General features: G+C 72.8%; 10 protein-coding genes. 4 read left to right on the top strand and 6 right to left on the bottom strand.

The window, feature by feature from the left end; genetic code table 11:
• Positions 1 to 84 precede the first annotated feature (84 nt).
• The 4 genes from ACGFZP_RS19220 to ACGFZP_RS19205 form a co-directional block, all read right to left on the bottom strand.
• Positions 85 to 345, bottom strand: a complete 261-nt coding sequence (locus ACGFZP_RS19220) for a phosphopantetheine-binding protein (RefSeq protein WP_392934181.1) — start codon at positions 343 to 345, stop codon at positions 85 to 87.
• A gap of 70 nt (positions 346 to 415) precedes the next feature.
• The gene (locus tag ACGFZP_RS19215) at positions 416 to 1774 is read right to left on the bottom strand and encodes a lysine N(6)-hydroxylase/L-ornithine N(5)-oxygenase family protein (protein ID WP_392934179.1); all 1359 of its coding nucleotides are present in this window, start codon (positions 1772 to 1774) and stop codon (positions 416 to 418) included.
• Positions 1775 to 2033: 259 nt separating this feature from the next.
• Positions 2034 to 2975, bottom strand: a complete 942-nt coding sequence (gene argB, locus ACGFZP_RS19210; protein ID WP_392934177.1) for an acetylglutamate kinase — start codon at positions 2973 to 2975, stop codon at positions 2034 to 2036.
• Between the two features lie 325 nt (positions 2976 to 3300).
• The gene (locus ACGFZP_RS19205) at positions 3301 to 6291 is read right to left on the bottom strand and encodes a hypothetical protein (protein ID WP_392934174.1); all 2991 of its coding nucleotides are present in this window, start codon (positions 6289 to 6291) and stop codon (positions 3301 to 3303) included.
• A 363-nt stretch (positions 6292 to 6654) separates the two neighbouring features.
• On the opposite strand from ACGFZP_RS19205, the gene ACGFZP_RS19200 reads away from it, so the two are divergent.
• Positions 6655 to 7830, top strand: coding sequence for a cytochrome P450 (locus ACGFZP_RS19200; protein WP_392934173.1), 1176 nt, complete (start codon positions 6655 to 6657; stop codon positions 7828 to 7830).
• Between the two features lie 86 nt (positions 7831 to 7916).
• Here ACGFZP_RS19200 and ACGFZP_RS19195 read toward each other — a convergent pair whose 3' ends face one another.
• A complete protein-coding gene (locus ACGFZP_RS19195; protein ID WP_392934171.1) occupies positions 7917 to 8918 on the bottom strand; it encodes a LacI family DNA-binding transcriptional regulator in 1002 nt (333 codons plus the stop codon).
• A 153-nt stretch (positions 8919 to 9071) separates the two neighbouring features.
• Between ACGFZP_RS19195 and ACGFZP_RS19190 the strand changes: the two genes are divergently transcribed.
• From ACGFZP_RS19190 to ACGFZP_RS19180, 3 genes are all read left to right on the top strand, one after another.
• Entirely contained in the window at positions 9072 to 10808 is a 1737-nt protein-coding gene (locus tag ACGFZP_RS19190) for an amidase (RefSeq protein WP_392934168.1), read from the top strand.
• A 217-nt stretch (positions 10809 to 11025) separates the two neighbouring features.
• Positions 11026 to 12306 (top strand): esterase/lipase family protein, encoded by a 1281-nt coding sequence (locus ACGFZP_RS19185; protein ID WP_392934167.1) that lies wholly within the window; start codon positions 11026 to 11028, stop codon positions 12304 to 12306.
• 13 nt (positions 12307 to 12319) lie between these two features.
• Positions 12320 to 13348, top strand: coding sequence for an alpha/beta fold hydrolase (locus ACGFZP_RS19180; RefSeq protein ID WP_392934164.1), 1029 nt, complete (start codon positions 12320 to 12322; stop codon positions 13346 to 13348).
• Between the two features lie 149 nt (positions 13349 to 13497).
• Here ACGFZP_RS19180 and ACGFZP_RS19175 read toward each other — a convergent pair whose 3' ends face one another.
• Positions 13498 to 17637 (bottom strand): SAV_2336 N-terminal domain-related protein, encoded by a 4140-nt coding sequence (locus tag ACGFZP_RS19175; protein ID WP_392934161.1) that lies wholly within the window; start codon positions 17635 to 17637, stop codon positions 13498 to 13500.
• Positions 17638 to 17713: the final 76 nt, after the last annotated feature.

Below are 17713 nucleotides of genomic sequence, written 5' to 3'. Positions count from 1 at the left end.
CGCGGCAGGTCGGGCGAACCGCCGGAGTCAGGGGGCCCGGTGCGGGCGGTTCAAGCGGTTCGGGTGCTGCTGGGGGGGTGGCTCTCAGGTCCGGTTCAGGTACGCCGACCAGGAGCGGACGGTGGGTCCGGCGCCGAGGTCGGCCAGGTCGGCGAACTCGGCCCGGGCGCCCCGCCCCCGCCAGATCTCGACCAGGTGCATCAGCCGCATCGAGTCGAGGCCCAGGTCGCGCAGGTCCTCGTCGTCGGCGATGTCCTCCGGGCGCTCGCCGAGGATGTCGGCGATGTCCGCCCGGACGGTGTCCGGGTCGAAGCCCTGCGGGCCTGGTGCGGTGGTGTCGCTCATGCGGGAGGTCCGTTCGGTTGCGGGGGTGGGCGGTCCGGCGGGATCGGGGCCCGGGGGCCCTGATCCGTGCTCAGCCGGCGACGCCGAGGCGGTTGTGCTGGGCGCGCAGCTGGTGCCCGGTCTGCCGCAGCAGCAGCGAGTCGCAGATCTCGCCGGAACGGACGGCGAGCGTCGAGAGCAGCGAGGAGGTGATCCCGTGGGTGTGCTCGGTGCCGCCCTGGAGGTAGATCCCCACGTCGACGTGGTCCTCCGTCAGCACCCGGTGGTCGCGGTCGACGCGCAGCCGGCCGGACTCGTCGGTGAGGCACGCGGGGGCGAGGTCGCCGAGCAGCTCGCGCGGGTCGACGTGGGTGTAGCCGGTGGCGAGCACGACGGCGTCGCAGGCCAGCACCTGCTCCTCACCGGTGGTCAGCGAGCGGACCCGCGCGCTGACGCCGTCCGCCTCGTGGCCGACACCGGTCAGGCGGTTGGCGTTGAGGATCCGCAGCCGCTCGGTGCCGGCCACCTTCTCCTGGTAGACCGTCCGGTACAGCTGCTCGATCAGGTCGCCGTCGACCACCGAGTAGTTGGTGTTCGCGTGGTAGCCGAGCAGCGCCCGCTTGGCCTCCTCCGACGCCCCGTAGAACTCGTCCACCGCGGAGGGGTCGAAGATCCGGTTGGCGAACGGGCTGTCGTCCGCCGGGCTGTAGCCGTAGCGGGTGAGGACGGCGCAGATCTCGGCGTCGGGGAAGGTCCGGTGCAGGTACTCGACCGTCTCGGCGGCCGACTGCCCGGCGCCGACGACGGCGATCCGGCGGTGGCGCAGCTCCTGGCGGGCCAGCGCGGGCGCCTTCACCAGCAGGTCCCGGGTGTGCCAGACGCGCTCGCCCACGGTGGCGCCCTCGGGCACCCGCGGGGTCAGCCCGGTGCCCACCGCGATGTTCCGGGCCCGGCGGACTTCGCGGTCGCCGCCGGAGACGGCCTCGGAGACGACCTCGACGCCGTCGATCCGGCCGTCCGACTCCACCGGGCGGATCGCGGTGACCTGGCGGCCGTAGCCGGTCTGGTCGGCGAACTCCGCGGCGCACCACTCGAAGTAGTCGTGGAACTCCAGGCGGGTCGGGTAGAAGGACTTCAGGTTGATGAAGTCGACCAGCCGGCCGCGCTCCTGGAGGTACGTCAGGAAGGTGAAGCGGCTGCGCGGGTCGCGCAGGGTCACCAGGTCCTTGAGGAAGGACACCTGCATCGTGGCGCCGTCGAGCAGCATGCCCCGGTGCCATCCGAAACGTTCCTGCTTCTCCAGGAAGCGGACCCGCATCGACTGCTCGGGGTTGCGCCGGTTGTGGTCGTCGATCGCGATGGCCAGGGCCAGGTTGGCGGGGCCGAAGCCTATGCCGACCAGGTCGTCGGCGCTGCCGCCTCCGTAGATTGCGCCGTTCTCGCGCGACATGACTCGTCCTTCCGTCTACCTGCTGCTCGTTCGCGGACCCGGAGACGGGCTCCGGGACTTCAAACCCCCGGCGAGACCACCGAAGACCCTTTGGTTAGGCTTGCCTAAGTTCTCTTATCGGAGCAGCAGAGTCAAGTTCGCCACCGCCGGCCGCCCTCCGCCACACCCTCCGGGACCAGCCCGAACAGGCTTCCTGACGCACGGTCGGCCCCGCCTGGACCCGTCCCGGCGCCGTCCCGACACGCGCCGGGAGGCCGGCTCACCGCAGGGCGAGCTCGCCCGGCACCGCGCTCCGCGCCCCGGCCTCCCGGTCCGGCGCCCGCCCGACCGCCGAGGGCACCACCTGCGTGCCCGGGGCCGAGGCGCCGAAGGCCCGCAGCACCGCGTACGGCACCCGGCCGTCCAACACCCGCACCCCGCCCACACCCGAGCGCAGCGCCGCCAGACAGGCCTCCATCTTCGGCACCATCCCCCCGGCCAGACCGGGCATCAGGGCGGCCAGCTCCTCGGAGGTGAGGCGGGGAATCACCTCACCGTCCGTGGGCCACTCCCGGTAGAGGCCGGGGACGTCGGTGAGCATCAGGAACACGTCCGCGCGCAGCGCACCCGCCACCGCGGCCGCGGCCGTGTCCGCGTTGACGTTGTAGACGTTCCCGTCCCCGCCCGGCGCCACCGAGGACACCACCGGGATCCGGCCGTCCGCGAGCAGGGACTCCAGCAGCGCGGGCCGCACGGACACCACGTCCCCGACGAGCCCGATGTCGACCCGCTCCCCGCCGACCTCCGCGAACCGCTTCGCCGCGGTCATCGTGTGCGCGTCCTCGCCGGTCATACCGACCGCGAACGGCCCGTGGGCGTTCAGCAACCCGACCAGCTCGCGCTGGACCTGACCGGCCAGCACCATCCGCACCACGTCCATCGCCTCGGGCGTGGTCACCCGCAGGCCGCCGGCGAACGAGGAGGCCAGCCCCAGGCGGTTCAGCTGCGCACCGATCTGCGGGCCGCCGCCGTGGACGACCACCGGGCGCAGCCCCGCGTACCGCAGGAAGACCACGTCCCGGGCGAAGGCGGCCTTCAACCGCTCGTCCACCATCGCGTTGCCGCCGAACTTCACGACGACCGTGGACCCCCGGAAGCGCCGCAGGTCCGCCAGGCACGTCTGAAGGTCGGGGGGATGCCGCTCGGCCCCGGACCGACCCAAGCCGGAAGGGTTCACGCTCTCTCCGCCCACCAGTCCCCCGCGCCAGCGATCTGGCCCCTTACGGCGCTAACTGCGCCGCAGCCCGATTCCCCTGTTCGGCGACCGCAGTGGAAGCGGTCCGACCTCCCCTCGGGCAATTAGGCAAGGTTTACCTTACATCCCCTCTTCGGCCCCGTCACGACCGCTGCCCCGACGAACCAACCCGACGAACCGGCCCGGCCGCGCGGGAGACGACGGAGGCCTCCACCCGACCGGTCACCCGGTCGGACGGAGGCCTCCACCGGGCTCGGCCCGGGTTCGGTGCGGGGTTCGGTGCGGCCGGGCGTCAGCCCCAGTTGCCCACCAGCGGGCGGTCGCCGGTGTTGCCGAAGGTCGCGCGGTAGACGGTCAGGCCGCCGCCGGCGTCCGACCCGAAGAAGGTCCGGTCATCCGGCCGGTAGACGCCGACGGTGTCGATGCCGGTGCCGTCCCAGTCGCCCTTGACCGGGGTGTCCCCCGGGTTGCCGTACTTGACGGCCCGGACGTTCTCGGTCCGGTTGGAGTCGTTGAGGTAGAAGTACTGCGTCGTGGGGTCGTAGACGGCCACGGTCGTCGTGCCGTTGCCGTCCCAGTCGCCGACCAGCGGGGTCCAGCCGGGATTGCCCAGCTTGATCCAGTCCGTGACGGAGGCGTTGTCGTCGCTGAGGTAGAAGGTCTGGTCGCTCTTCCGGTAGACCCCGATCGTGGTCCGCCCGTCCCCGTTCCAGTCGCCGGCCAGCGGGACGTCGCCGACGTCGCCGAACGTCACCGGGGCGGCCGGGGTGCCGTCGGCGTTCGCCAGCACGAACTCCCGGGTGTCCGGCCGGTAGACGCCGACGGTGTCGACGCCCGGTCCGTTCCAGTGGCCGGTGAGCGGGATGTCTCCGGCGCGGCCGAAGACGGCCCGGGCGATCGTGGCCCCGTTGTGCGAGCCCTCGGCGAAGAGCTGCTCGGACGGGCGGTAGACGCCGACCGAGGAGGGGCGCCGGGTGGGCGTGGCGTTGACGACCTCCCTGCCGGTCGCCTGCTGGTGGGCGACGGTCAGCGGCACCCGGGCCGGTATCGCCGCACCCGTCCAGCGGAAGGGGTGCAGGTAGACGAGGCGCGGGTCCTGCGCGGCGGCGGCCCGGTACTCGGCGTTGAGCTTCACCAGCGGGCCGTCGGTGACGGCCTCGCAGTTGTCCGAGCCCCCCGGCCCGACGAGCGTCTCCGGGTAGAGCATCAGGTGCTGGTCGGGCGAGGCGAGCTTGGTCTTCAGCAGGGCCAGCAGGTCCTGGACGTTGCCCCGGCCCAGGCAGTACTGGTTGGCGCTGATGATGTCGACGCCCCGGGGGGCGGGGTTGGTGCCCGCGCCTGCGGCCCGCAGGCTCCACGCGTCGTAGTCGAAGATGAGCAGCTTGCCGGGGAAGGCCGCCCGGATCTGGTCGGCCTGGGTCTGGACCTGCTGGGGGGTCATCTGGCGCCAGTAGGCCTCGTCGGTCAGGTAGACCGCGCCGATCTTGTCCAGGTTGGACCCGATCCTGTCGACCAGCCCGGCGAGGTTGGCCGCGGCGTCCGGCTTCGGCTCGACCCGCTGCCAGTCGACCTTCGAGACGACCTCGTGGTTGACGTCGATGACGCAGGAGGCGGGCAGGCAGCGGTCCAGGAAGTCCAGCCGGGGGTCGTCGCCGCGCAGGTAGCCGTTGAAGTTGGTCCAGGAGGCCACCTCGGCGGTGTGGTCGGCGCCGTTGTCCTCATCCGGGTCCCGGATGTCGTAGTACCCGTAGTAGCCGAGCCCGCCGAGCATCGACACCCGCAGGTCGTCCACGGTCGTGACCTGGCCGGCCGCCGACTGGTGCGAGCCCAGCACGACGTACCCGTCGCGCGGCAGCTCGGCCGCGGTCGGACCGGAGAACACCGTCGTCCCGTTGACCGTCACGGTCGCCCGCTCGGCCGACCCGCTCGCCACCGCGACGGACACCGCGTAGGAGGGGGCCGCCGGGACACCCGGCAGCGCGGTCGCGGCGCCGCCCTGGTAGAGCGCCAGCCCGCCGTCGGCCCGCACCCGCAGGCCGAGCGCAACGTCGGGCGCGTCCACCGCGCCCGTCCCGTTGGAGGCGCGGCTGACGGCCAGCGAGGCCCAGTCGGCGCTGGTGGTGCTCCCGACCACCGGCGTCAGCACCGCGTGCACGGTGTAGCGGCCGTCGAGGTCCGCGGTGGCCGGCTTGGTGAGGCGCACCGCGGCGGTGCCCCGGGGGAAGGAGAGCACGTTCGGGTGCGCGGGGGTGTTCACCTGCACCGCGCCCGGCGCGGGGTCGGCGACCAGGCCGTCGATGCCCGACTCCGCGGAGTAGTTCGCCGAGACCAGGCTCGGCTGACGTGCGCTGAGGCCCTGGTTCAGCCCGAAGTCCGCGGCCGTGGCGGACGCGCCGTCGAAGGTGTCGACCAGCGGCTTGGCGCTCGCGCCGACGGCGGTGTCGACCCGGCTGACCGACAGGCCGTTCCCGGCGCCGTCGCCGAAGGTGGTCACCTTGGCGGTGCCGGCGTCGAGGTAGGCGCCGAGGTACAGGAACGCGCTGCTCGGCCAGCGGGTGACCCCGGCCGGGGCGGTGGCGTTCAGGGTGGTGCCGTTCACGGTCAGCGCCACCGAGCGGTCCGCGCCGGTGGAGACGGTGAGGGAGACCGCGTAGTCGGCGGCCGGGGCGACGGTGCCGCTCCAGAACGGGGCCTCCCCGCCTCCCCCGTGAAAGAGGCTCAGCCTGCCGCCCGAGGTGACGGTCAGTCCGAGGTCCACGTCGGCGCCGGTCACGTAGCCGGTGCCGCGGTGGCCGCGGCTGAGCACGATCGAGGCCCAGTCCTGGCTGGTGGTGTCGCCCACCGAGGGGTCGACCACCGTGGAGACGGTGTAGTGGCCGGAGTCGTCCGCGACGGCGGGCGCGCCGAGCATGACGGCCGACAGCCCCTTCGCGAACACCATCCGGTCGGGGTGGTCCGGGTGGCTGACCTGGACGCACCACGGGTCCGCCGGAGCGGCGTCGTACCAGTTGCCGGAGACCCGGGTGTAGGAGATCGGCCGCTGTCCGGCCGGCGGCGACTGCCGGGCCTGCAGGCCGACGTTGAGCCCGTAGAACGGGTCGGTGTCGAGCGAGGGGTCCTGGTGGAAGGTGTCGGTGAAGGCGCGGGCGGCGGTCAGGTCCGCCGGTACCGGTCCGTCGACGGCGGCGGCCGAGGCGGTGCCCGGTCCCGCGGGTATCAGGGCCAGGGTCAGTACCGAGGCCGCGGCGGCGAGCGCGCGGCGGGCACGTTGAGCGAGGATCACCGAGTCTGTCTCCCGATCATCGGAGCGTCCGGTCGGCGACGCACCCGCGCCGCCGACGGGGGGCGGGCACGCTGGCGCACCACGACGCGCCCCTCCCCCGCGCCGGATCATAGAGGATGGACGCGAACGGCCCTTGCTGCCAGGGCGATCCTGGCCCCTGTCGTACCCGGCGCGTCCGCACCGGCGCCGCTGGGCAGGGCCCCCTGGACGGCCGGGCGCCGGGTACGCGCCGGTGTGCGGGCGGATCGTGGGGCGGGAAGGCGCCGTCTGGCTACGCTCGGTGGCACGGGCGGGCGCCGCGGGCGATATCGTCCGGACGGCCTCGCGTGAGGCACCGGCGCTCCAGACGGCACAGGGATCAGCATGAGCAACCCACTTCAGGACCCGGGGTTCTTCCGGGACCCGTACCCCGCCTTCGCGGCGCTCCGAAGCGTCTCGCCGGTCCAGGAGGTGCCCGGCGGAGGAGGGCGGTCGAGCTACCTCGTCACCGGCTACGCCGAAGCGCGGGAGGCGTTCACCGATCCGCGGCTGTCCAAGGACACGGCGGCCTTCTTCGCCGGCAGGGACACCGGCCGCAACCTGCACCCCGCCGTGTCCCGGAGCATGCTGGCCACCGATCCGCCGCAGCACACCCGGCTGCGGAGCCTGGTGACGAAGGCGTTCACACCGGGCGCCGTCGCGCGGCTCCGCCCCTACATCGCCGCCGTGACGGACGAGCTGCTCGACGCGTGGGTGCCCGGAGAGTCGGCCGACGCCATCGAGGGGCTCGCCGTCCCGCTGCCCGTCACCGTCATCTGCCAACTGCTCGGGGTCCCCGACGCCGACCGCGCGGCGGTGCGCACCTGGTCCAACGAGCTCTTCGCGGCCGGGCAGCCCGACCGGATCGACTCCGCCTCGCACGCCGTCGCCGGATACATGGCCGACCTCATCGCGGCCAAGCGCCGCACCCCCGACGACGGCCTGCTGGGCGGCCTGATCCGAGCCCGCGACGGCGAGGACCGGCTCGGCGAGGACGAGCTCGTCTCCCTCGCCGTGCTCCTTCTGGTGGCCGGGCACGAGACCACCACCAACCTGATCGGCAACGGCCTCCTCGCCCTGCTGCGGACGCCGGATTCCCTGCAGCGCCTGCACGATGAGCCCGGACTGGTCGACACGGCCGTGGACGAGCTGCTCCGCCTCGACCCGCCGGTGAGCACGGCCACCTTCCGGTTCACCACCGAGGCCGTCAGCCTCGGCGGCACCGAGATCCCCGCGGGCTGCCCGGTGCTCATCGCGCCCGGCGCCGCGAACCGCGACCCCGCGCGCTTCCCCGACCCGGACCGGCTCGACCTCGACCGGGACGCCCGGGGCCAGCTCGCCTTCGGGCACGGCATCCACCGGTGCCTGGGGGCGCCCCTCGCCCGCGCCGAGGGCGAGATCGCGTTGCGGCGCATCGCCGCCCGCTTCCCGCGGCTTCGCCTGGCGGTGCCCGGTGCCGAACTGCGCTGGCGCCACACCCGGCTGATGCGGGGCCTGGAGTCGCTGCCCGTCCTGCCGTAGGGCCCGCCTTCAAGCCCCGCCTTCAAGCGCCCTCCTGCGGGCCCCGCTTTCAAGCCCCGCCTGCGGGCCGGCGCCGGGGAGCGGCTTCAGGGCCGACCGGCGGTGGACGCCCGGAGGTTCAGCGCCCAGTCGTGGCGGCGGACGACACCCGGTTCGGCCGTCCCGGCCAGCAGGTCGCTCAGCAGGGCCGCGCACGCGCGCCCGTACTCCGCTGCCCGCAGGTCGACCGCGGTGACCTGCGGGCTCGAACCGCGCGCCGCCGCACCGTCCACGCAGGCGGCCACCAGCAGGTCGGTCCCCGTCCGCAGGCCCGCCCGTGCGGCCCCCGCCAGGACGCCGGAGACCGCGCCGTCGGGGGCGCACACCACCGCGTCCAGGCCCGGGACGCCGGCGATCAGCTCCGCGGTGGCGGCCTCGGCCTCGGTCGGCGTGGCGGCGAACGGGACCGTCCGCACGATCACCTCCACGCCCTGGGTCCGGCTCCAGGTCTCGGCGGCCTCCCGCAGCGCGCCGGCCCAGTCGGAGCCCGGGCCGGGGGCCAGGAGGGCGGGGCGCCGGGCGCCGCGCTCGGCGAGGTGGTCCAGCAGCGCGGCCAGCGAGGCCGCGTTGTCGCACACCACGGCGCCACTCGGCGCGACGCCCCCGCCGAGGTAGCGCTCGCCGGTGACCACCGGCACGCCCGCGTCCAGGAGGTCCGGGATCTCCGGGTCGTCGACCTCGGGGTCGATCACCAGCAGGCCGTCCACCCGGGAGGCGAGTCCGCCGCCGGAGGCGGTGCCGGGGGCCAGCAGGACGAGGTCCAGGCCGTCCTCCCTGGCCCGCTCGACCGCGCCGAACGCCAGGTTCATGTAGTAGTCCAGGCGGGTCGCGGTGCGCGGAAGGTGCAGCCCGATCGCGCCGGTGCTGGACCGGCGCAGGCTGCGTGCCGCGGTGTTCGGCCGGTAGCCGAGCTCCCGGGCCACGTCCTGGATGCGCTCGCGGGTCGCCTCGGACACCCGGCCGGAGCCGCCCAGCGCGTTGGAGGCGGTGCTCTTGGACACCCCGGCCGCCCGGGCGACGTCGATCAGGGTCACGGAGCGGCTGGTCACAGCCCGGAAGTCTAGACGCAGCCCGGCGCCGATCTCCCGGTCCGGTCCCGCAGTCTCTTGCTGGAACGTTCCAGCACTGTTTAAGGTGCACCTGCTGGAACGTTCCAGCACCAGCTGCCCGACCACCTGCCCGACCACCCAGGAGACAGCCGCATGACACGCGGATTCGATGTTGTGGAGACCGGTATCGCCGACCTGCGCGCGGCGCTGGAGAAGGGCGAGACCACCGCGGTCGGGCTGCTCGACGCCTACCTCGCGCGGATCGCCGCGTACGACGGCCCCGGCACCGCCACCGCCCTCAACGCGATGGTCGTGATGAACCCGGACGCCCGCGCCGAGGCGGAGGCCTCCGACGCCCGCCGCGCGCGCGGCGAGAGCCTCGGCCCGCTGGACGGCATCCCCTACACGGCGAAGGACAGCTACCTCGCCAAGGGCCTGACGGCCGCCGCCGGCTCACCCGCCTTCGAGCACCTCGTCGCCCAGCGCGACGCCTTCGCCGTCGAGCGGCTGCGCGCGGGCGGCGCCGTCCTCATCGGCCTGACCAACATGCCGCCGATGGCGAACGGCGGCATGCAGCGCGGCGTGTACGGCCGCGCGGAGAGCCCGTACAGCGCCGACTGGCTCACCAGCGCCTACGGCTCCGGATCCTCCAACGGCTCCGGCACCGCGACGGCCGCCTCGTTCGGCGCGTTCGGCCTCGGCGAGGAGACCTGGTCCTCCGGCCGGGCCCCCGCGTCCAACAACGCGCTGTGCGCCTACACCCCCAGCCGCGGAGTGATCTCGGTGCGCGGCAACTGGCCGCTCGTCCCGACCATGGACGTCGTGGTCCCGCACACCCGCACCATGGCCGACCTGCTCGAACTGCTCGACGTCGTGGTGGCCGACGACCCGGAGACCCGCGGCGACCTGTGGCGCGCCCAGCCGTGGGTGGAGCTGCCCGCGCCGTCCCAGGTGCGGCCCGCCTCCTACCCGGCGCTCGCCCCCGCCGACGCTCCGGCGGCGCGCGCCGCACTCGCCGGCAAGCGCGTCGGCGTGCCGCGGATGTACATCAACGCCGACCCGGAGGCCGGGACGAACCCCGAGGGCGGCATCGGGGGCCAGACCGGTCAGCGGATCGAGACCCGCGCCTCGGTGATCGCCCTGTGGGAGGCCGCGCGCCGCGACCTGGAGGCGGCCGGTGCCGAGGTGGTCGAGGTCGACTTCCCCGTCGTGTCGAACTACGAGTCCGACCGCCCCGGCGCGCCGTCCCTGTTCACCCGGGGGCTGGTCGGCCGCGACTTCCTCACCGTCGAGATCGAGGACCTCTCCGCCTGGGCCTGGGACGACTTCCTGCGCGCCAACGGCGACCCGGAGCTCGGCACCCTGGCCGAGGTCGACGCCGACCGCATCTGGCCCAAGCAGCAGGGTGAACTCCCGGACCGCTACGCCGGTTTCGACGACACCATCGGCGACTACCCGCGCCTGGTGCGCGAGCGGCCGTACCCGTCCTTCACCGACATGCCGCACCTCGAGGCGGGCCTGCGCGGGCTGGAGGAGACCCGCAGGGTCGACCTGGAGGAGTGGATGGACGAACTCGGCCTGGACGCCGTGGTCTTCCCCGCCGTCGCCGACGTGGGCCCGGCCGACATGGACGTCTCCGAGCCGTCCGCCGACCTCGGCTGGCGCAACGGCGTCTGGGTCGCCAACGGCAACCTCGTGCCGCGCCACCTCGGCATCCCGACCGTGACCGTGCCGATGGGCACCATGGCCGACATCGGCATGCCGGTCGGCCTGACCTTCGCCGGCCGCGCCTACGGCGACAACGCCCTGCTCACCCTCGCCGCGGCCTTCGAGGCCACCGGCACCCGGCGGACGGCGCCCCCGCGCACCCCGCGACTGACCGCCGAGTAACGCGCTGCACGTCGCGGCACCGCCTGAGGGGGTGCCGCGACGTGCCGGTGCGGCTTCCCGCGGCGTGCCGGTGCGGCTTCGCCGGGGACCGCGCCTGGCCAGGTGGCCGACGCCCATACCGCGGCGCCCGGGGTGTGGGCCGCCGACATAGGGAGGACACTGCGCCATCCCTAGGGTGTCACGCACTGATACCTCGGTGTGGAGGAGTGAAGGCGGCATGTGGGGAAGCGGACGTGGTAGGCGGAAGGGCTTCGGCTGGCTGCTCGCGAGCGTGCTCGCGCTGATCGGCGCGGTCGTCCCGTCGGGGCCGGCCTCGGCGGCGGTGCCGTCCAATCTGACACTGGAGGCGACCTACACCACCGTCGCCAACGGCTGGGACCGCGTCGAGCGGTACGTCGACACCACCACCGGCTTCAAGCAGGAGCAGTACCCGCCGGACGGCCGCGGGAACCAGGACGGCCAGCGGCTCACCTTCTTCGGCGGCGTCAAGCAGCCCTACTCCGGCCGCTTCCTGCTCTACTCGGCCCCGGGCTGGAACACCGGCGCGCACCAGGTCCCGGTGCTGCTGGTGCACGGCGCCAACGACAACCCCGACCGGGCCTGGGCCAACCCCGGTGAGTCCGGCGGCTACGGCTGCGGCTCCCTCTCCTGCCCGAACACCGGCCTGATGCAGTACCTCTCCAGCCGGGGCTACCGGGTCTTCGCCATCGGCTTCGCGCACAAGCAGGGCGACAACCTGATGCAGGCCCAGGCGGTCGGCGACGCCGTCGCGCTGATCCGCGCCAAGCTCGGCGTCCCCCAGGTGGACGTGGCGGGCTGGAGCAAGGGCGAGATGTCCGCACGCTCCTACGTGTCCTCGGTCAAGCCCTCCTGGGGCCGCCCGTACGCGGGCGACGTCCGCAAGCTGATCACCATCGGCGGCCCGAACGGCGGCTACGACTACCCCTTCGCCCACGGCTGGGCGCACGACTTCTCCATCTGGCCGCAGTGCGGCGGCCAGGTCAACGCCCCCTCGCCGCACCTTCGGATGACCTGCTACGGCACCTACACCGCACACCCGGAGTTCTCCTTCACCCCCTCGGGCGGCTACGACGTCTACCCCGGGCAGCGACAGATGCTGGCCCGCTGGGACTCGGTGTTCGGCCTCGACCAGTCCCAGCAGGACTGGTACACCACGTACTACGGCGGGCAGGGCTTCTACACCGACGGCGGCGGCATCCAGCCCGCGATCAACGCCGGCTCGCTGATCGCCCCGCTGCACCAGGCCGGGGTGCCCGCCTCGGTGACGACCTACCTCCTGGCGGGCGGCACGCCGAGCATCGTCGGCATCTTCAACGAGAACCGCGGCCCCAGCGACGGCGTGGTCTTCGTGGCCAGCGCGCTGGACACCACCGGCATCGCCACCGTCGGCGGCACCGCGCTGATCACCCTCGCCAACCACCTGCAACTCGGCTGGGACAGCGCCGCGAGCGCGCAGGTCGCCGGCTGGCTGAACTAGGAGGACAGGTCCGATGATCACCGATCGACCGATAGCCACCGACCGGCTGACCGTGAACCACGCCGAGATCGAGGGCCGCACGGGCGAGCCCGTGGTCCTGGTGCACGGCAACGTCTCCTCCGGCGTCTTCTGGCACCCGACCATGACCGGCCTGCCCGACCGCTACCGCCCGCTGGCACCCGACCTGCGCGGCTTCGGCGGCACCGAGCCGCTGCCGGTGGACGCCACCCGCGGCCTGCGCGACCACAGCGAGGACCTGCTCTCCTACCTCCAGGCGCTCGGCCTGGGCCCGGTGCACCTGGTCGGCTGGAGCATGGGCGGCGGGGTGGCGCTGCAACTGCTGCGCGACCACCCGGAGCTGGTCCGCTCGCTCACCCTGGTCAACCCGGTCTCCCCGTACGGCTTCGGCGGCACCCACGGGGTGGACGGGAGGCTCAACTCGCCCGACGGCGCGGGCTCCGGCGCAGGCGGCGCGGCCCCCGAATTCGTCCGGCTGCTGCGCGAGGGCGAGTCGGGCGCCGACTCACCGTTCGCGCCGCGCTCGGTGCTGGACAGCGCCTACGTCAGCAAGCCGCTGGCCGAGCCGGACCGCTACGTGGCCGCCATGCTGACCACCCGGACCGGGGACGACCACTACCCCGGCGACACCCGCCCGAGCGACACCTGGCCGGGCTCCGCACCCGGCGCTCGGGGCGTCCTCAACTCCATGGCGCCGACCCACTTCCGGATCGACGACCTGGAACTGGTCGACCCGAAGCCGCCGATCCTGTGGATCCGCGGCTCGGCCGACGTCATCGTCTCCGACACCTCGCTCTTCGACCTCGCCCACCTGGGAGCCCTCGGCGCGGTCCCGGGCTGGCCCGGCGAGGCCACCTGCCCCGCACAGCCGATGGTCTCGCAGACCCGCGCCGCCCTCGCCCACTACGCCGCCGCCGGCGGCCGGGTCCGCGAGGTCGTCATCGAGGACGCCGGCCACAGCGTCCACCTGGAGCAGCCGAAGCAGTTCCTGGCAGCACTACTGGAAACCCTCGACGGAGCCTGACGGCACCCGTCCGGGCATCCCCGAGCGGCGTGTCGGGTAGGTGTGGCCCACCTACCCGACACGCCGTCCCGCATTTCCGCGCAGGGCGGCGTCGTTGCCGTCCTCAACAACCGCCACGCGGTTGGTCCCGACGCCTGGACCCCTGACGATCAACCGCCGGCCTCCGGCTCGTCCCCGAAGGGGAAGCTCACGGCGAACCCCACGACCGGGGTACCCGGGGCATCGGCCTCGGGGATCGGCGATTCGAGCAGGTAGATGGTCAGCAGTGGTTGGTCGGGGCGCCGTACCGCTCTGACGGCTGGTCCAGCAGGTACCTCGGGAACACGGACAGCACCGCGGTACTCCGCGTTCTCCCGGGTCATCCTCAGTGCGTCGAGGTACTGCTGCTGGTCGAGGTCCCGGCTCTCGTCGCGCGGGTTCATCAGGATGCGTACCGTGTAGGGGGCATCAGCTGCGGGGGGATCCACAGCTCTGCGTGTCACGGGGCCGATGCGATGGCCGGCGACGTCGTGCTCGTGTGATGCCGCCGCCTTACTGATGAGCTGGACGTTCCAGGCTAGGAGCTCGCCCTGGGGCACGCGTCGCCGGATGTAGGCGGCGACTCGTTCAGCCGGCGCCAGGGTGCCTTCGGCGCGGGGCAGATAGGTGTCGAAGAAGCGCGAGAGGACCAGCTCGTGCGGCACACCCCGCCACATCACGCTCCCGTTGGTGGGCTCGGCGGTGTGGTGGCCGACTTCGTCGAGCGACCTGACGAAGTCCTCCAGTGTGCGGAGGTTCTTCTGCAGCACCGCGGGCAACAGGCTGAACCGCAGGGTGTCGACACGGGAACCGGCGAAGTCCTGGGGGGTTCTCACCGCGGGCGGTTCGGAGCCGGTCGGCTGACGGGCTTGGCGAACGGGCGCATCGGCCGACGAGCGCGTACTCGAGTAACTGCTCGCCGCGTCCATGGTGGTGTAGTGACGGCAGAGCTCTTGATCCCCTTGGAGGGCCCTGAACGCCAGCGCCCTCCTCATGTTGTGCGGCAGGAGGTTGTAGCTGATGGCCAAGCCTTCGAGTGCCGGGCCCTGTCCGAGCTTCGTGCCACCGACCACTACCACGCTGAGGACGCCAAGGTGGTAGTCGAGCCGGTAGTCGTCGGAGGCGCTGTTCAGCGCCACGACACGAACTCTTGCGGCCTCGGCCGCCAGATGCTCCGCCACCTCGCTCCATGACGTCTCCGTCTGGGCGAAGACGGACAGCCACATCGCTCTGAGGTCCGCCGTCAACTGGGCCGCCCCTTTTGTGCGGTGGTCACGCAGAGCGGTTGCGATGAACTCCAGCCGTGCCGTCACCTGCTCGCGCACCAGCGCCTGGACACTGGTGAAGCGGCTGACGGAGATCGACATCGAGTTGCACGACCGAGGCCAGTTCCGGACCCGACGAGCGGCACAGACAAGGACGAAGGCGTTGATCGCGTCGACTAGCGAGGGGGGAAGTTCCGCCGCCGGTACGGAGTTCACGGTGTGCCGGCTCGGCAACCACCGCTCGTGGTCCGTGACAAGTTGCACGACCGCAGTCGGGTCGGCGCCCGTCCGAGTTGGTTCGTCGCCCTGTGACGCGAACAGGCGTAGCTGTGCTTCGAGATCCGGAGACTGCGGCGAGGTGGGGAAGCGGCACGCGAACGTATCCGGGAACCGGTGGAACAGCGCCGGCTCATAGGGTGTGGACGGGTACGACACCAACGCCGCCTTCGCGAACGACGAAACCAGCTTGTAGACGCTGCTCTCGGCGACCAATGGGACGTTCGCCCGCCGTTTGGGCAGGTAGTCGTAGGACATGCCACCACCGTCGATGACAAGCAAGGGAAGGCCGCGGACGACGAGCTCCCCGGTGACCGGGTCGGGCGTACCTCTCAGGTGGGTGAGCCAGTCCCGCAGGGAGTCGATGATCCGGCGGTTCTTCTTGATGACGAGGACTATGGGGATGGTGCCCAGGGAGGGGTTGAGCCGTGCCGCATCCGCCCCGACGAAGTCCCCTCCCATCGTCCTGCTCGTCAAGGAAAGAATGCTGGGCTGCTCGGCATGGGCCAAAGCACCGGCGCCGATTCGAAATCCCGCCGCACCGTCCTGGACCGACCGTCGGATGCTGGTGTCGAAACCGAGCAGGCCTTCGTCGACCCGCTGTTGGGTCTGATTCCGAAGGACGTTGGTGGTACCGCTCAGGAACACGATCAGGCGGTACCCCGCATCGATGGCCTTGGCGGCCAGGCCGATGCCGTGACTGGTACTGCCCGACCCGGGATGGGTCACGACCAGGCCCGTACGGCGCCAGCTGCCGGGCCGACGCGGATCCTCAAGTCGGCCCAGTACGTCGTCGGTCGACTCGTCGAGGAATCGAACCCAGTCGGTCCGCGCGGATCGGCTCTCTTGAAGGTATCGCAGGTAGCGCTCCCAGAAGCCCCGGCTGCGGTCCTCCGTGCGGCGATCCGCCCAGGGGATGTGCGTGGTGATGTCCGGTGACCCGGGGACGGGCTCCTGATAGGTGGTCACCAAGGTCTCGAGTTGCCGTAGCAGCTCGGTACGGTCCAGGCGGCCGTACACCCCCAGCTCGGCCACGACCAGGTCCACAACGGCCGCCAGTTCGTCCGAGCTCGACCGGGTGGTCGGCGGCAGCATGGCCAGCGCCAGCTGCACGGCGAAGCCGGCGAGGCCGGCGCGGTCCCCGGGTGCCGAGTCGGCGGGCGTATCCGCGGTACCGGTGCTACTCGTTGCAGTGAGCCCCAGCAACTCCCGTGTCCGCTCCAGCGCCTGGCCGAACGGCACCGGGGCCGCCGGTACCTCCTGTTGTCCGTTCCGGTGCCGGGCCACCGCCGGCAGCCGTCCCCGGCCACCGCTCTGCAAGGAGACGGAGCGACTCAGCACACGGTTGAGGCGCCACACCTCGTGCTCCGTGAGGTCCTGCCGCAGCCGGGCCTGCGCCTGCTGCGGCACGACCACCTGCGCCGAGCCGTCTACATCCGTCTCCCAGGTGAACACGCCACTCGTCAGCACCTCGGCGAGGTCTGCCGTGGTGGCCCGAGGGACGAGTTCCTCGCGGATGGTGTGCAGCAGCCCCAGGCTCAGCCGGTCGAACTGCGAGCACAGGACGGCCAGTCGAGCGGCCGCGGGTGCCGCCGTCCGCAGGAAGCCCTCTGCCCGTTCCGCAGGCCCCCTGGATGCCGCAGGACGCACCTGGACGGGCCGGCCCGGCATGCGGCCGCCGGGCGGGACGAGGACCGCGGCACAGCCTTCGGGAGCCGCGAGCACCACCGTTCGCGACCACCGATCAAGCTGGTGCGGTGACAGTGAGACGACGGGGAGGGGGAGCCAACCGCCATCGGCGCCGTCCCGGTCGGCCTCCGGCAGCAGGAGCGGAAGACGGAAGGAGAGTTGGGAGCTGTCCGCACCCGGCGGGCCAGGAGCGACCCGAACCGTCGGCAGATCGAGGCCGCCTCGGCGCCACAGCTTGGTCGGCAGCGGGTTGAGCAGGGCGACCGGTGTCGTACGGGCCCAGGCACGCAGTTGGCGCCAGACCTCCGGCGCCCGCCAGGCGTCGGCGGCGCAGTCCGAGACCGTCAGCATCAGGCGGCGGCCGTTCGGGGAGCGCAGCTGTCCTGCGGTGCTCGATCGGCCCTGTGGGTCGCGTAGTCGGATGGTGGAGTCGGTGCCGAAGGTCAGGTCACGCACCTGGAGCGTACGGAACGCTCCGAGGCGGTCCAGCGTCCCGGTCAGGGCGTCAACGGTCGCTCCCCAGACCTGCATTGAGGGTGACCGGTCCACGACCAGGACGAGGTCGAACCACCGCTCCGGTGCCGCGCTGAACACCGGGAGCAGCTCACCGCTTCGCGCATAGCCGTCCACCGTCGCTCCGACGTCCAGGACGTTACGCCGACCGGCGCGCCAGAGCCGCTTCCACGGACGCAGCGCCCTGCTCACCTCCAGCGCCCGCGGCAGCGCACCCGCACGCGGAATGCTGCTCACATCACCGCGGACCAGCGAGTCCGACCCGGGTAACCGCTCGTGGAGCGTCACCGTGGGCGCGCCGCTCTCGGGCACGGCTGGAGGGGCGCTCGGCGGTGCTGGCCGGTGTTCCGGGGTGTCCGGAACCTCGGTGCCCGGTGCGTCGGCCGACGCACCGAAGCCGGTGCCCACCGGCGGCGGTGTTGCCGAGCCCAGCCGCGCAGCCAGCCAGAGCGACTCCGCAACGGCCGTGGCGTCCAGCTCCGGATCCGCCGCGTGCAGCGCCGCGACAACCCGCTCCAGTGGCGTCACGGCCGGCCCCGTCCCCGGTCGGGGCGGTGGTCGACCGTCGTACCGGCGTGCGGCCCTCCCGTCCGAGGCCGGCCGG

The sequence above is a fragment of the Kitasatospora sp. NPDC048239 genome (assembly GCF_043202015.1).
In the GTDB taxonomy this organism is placed as follows: Bacteria; Actinomycetota; Actinomycetes; order Streptomycetales; family Streptomycetaceae; genus Kitasatospora.
This window is presented reverse-complemented; position numbering and strand designations above follow the sequence as displayed.

Excerpts from the sequence above, each read along its gene's own strand:
- ACGFZP_RS19180 (WP_392934164.1), top strand. The coding sequence starts at position 12,320 with ATGATCACCGATCGACCGATAGCCACCGACCGGCTGACCGTGAACCAC.
- ACGFZP_RS19220 (WP_392934181.1), bottom strand. The coding sequence starts at position 345 with ATGAGCGACACCACCGCACCAGGCCCGCAGGGCTTCGACCCGGACACC.
- ACGFZP_RS19190 (WP_392934168.1), top strand. The coding sequence starts at position 9,072 with ATGACACGCGGATTCGATGTTGTGGAGACCGGTATCGCCGACCTGCGC.
- ACGFZP_RS19200 (WP_392934173.1), top strand. The coding sequence starts at position 6,655 with ATGAGCAACCCACTTCAGGACCCGGGGTTCTTCCGGGACCCGTACCCC.
- ACGFZP_RS19215 (WP_392934179.1), bottom strand. The coding sequence starts at position 1,774 with ATGTCGCGCGAGAACGGCGCAATCTACGGAGGCGGCAGCGCCGACGAC.
- ACGFZP_RS19185 (WP_392934167.1), top strand. The coding sequence starts at position 11,026 with ATGTGGGGAAGCGGACGTGGTAGGCGGAAGGGCTTCGGCTGGCTGCTC.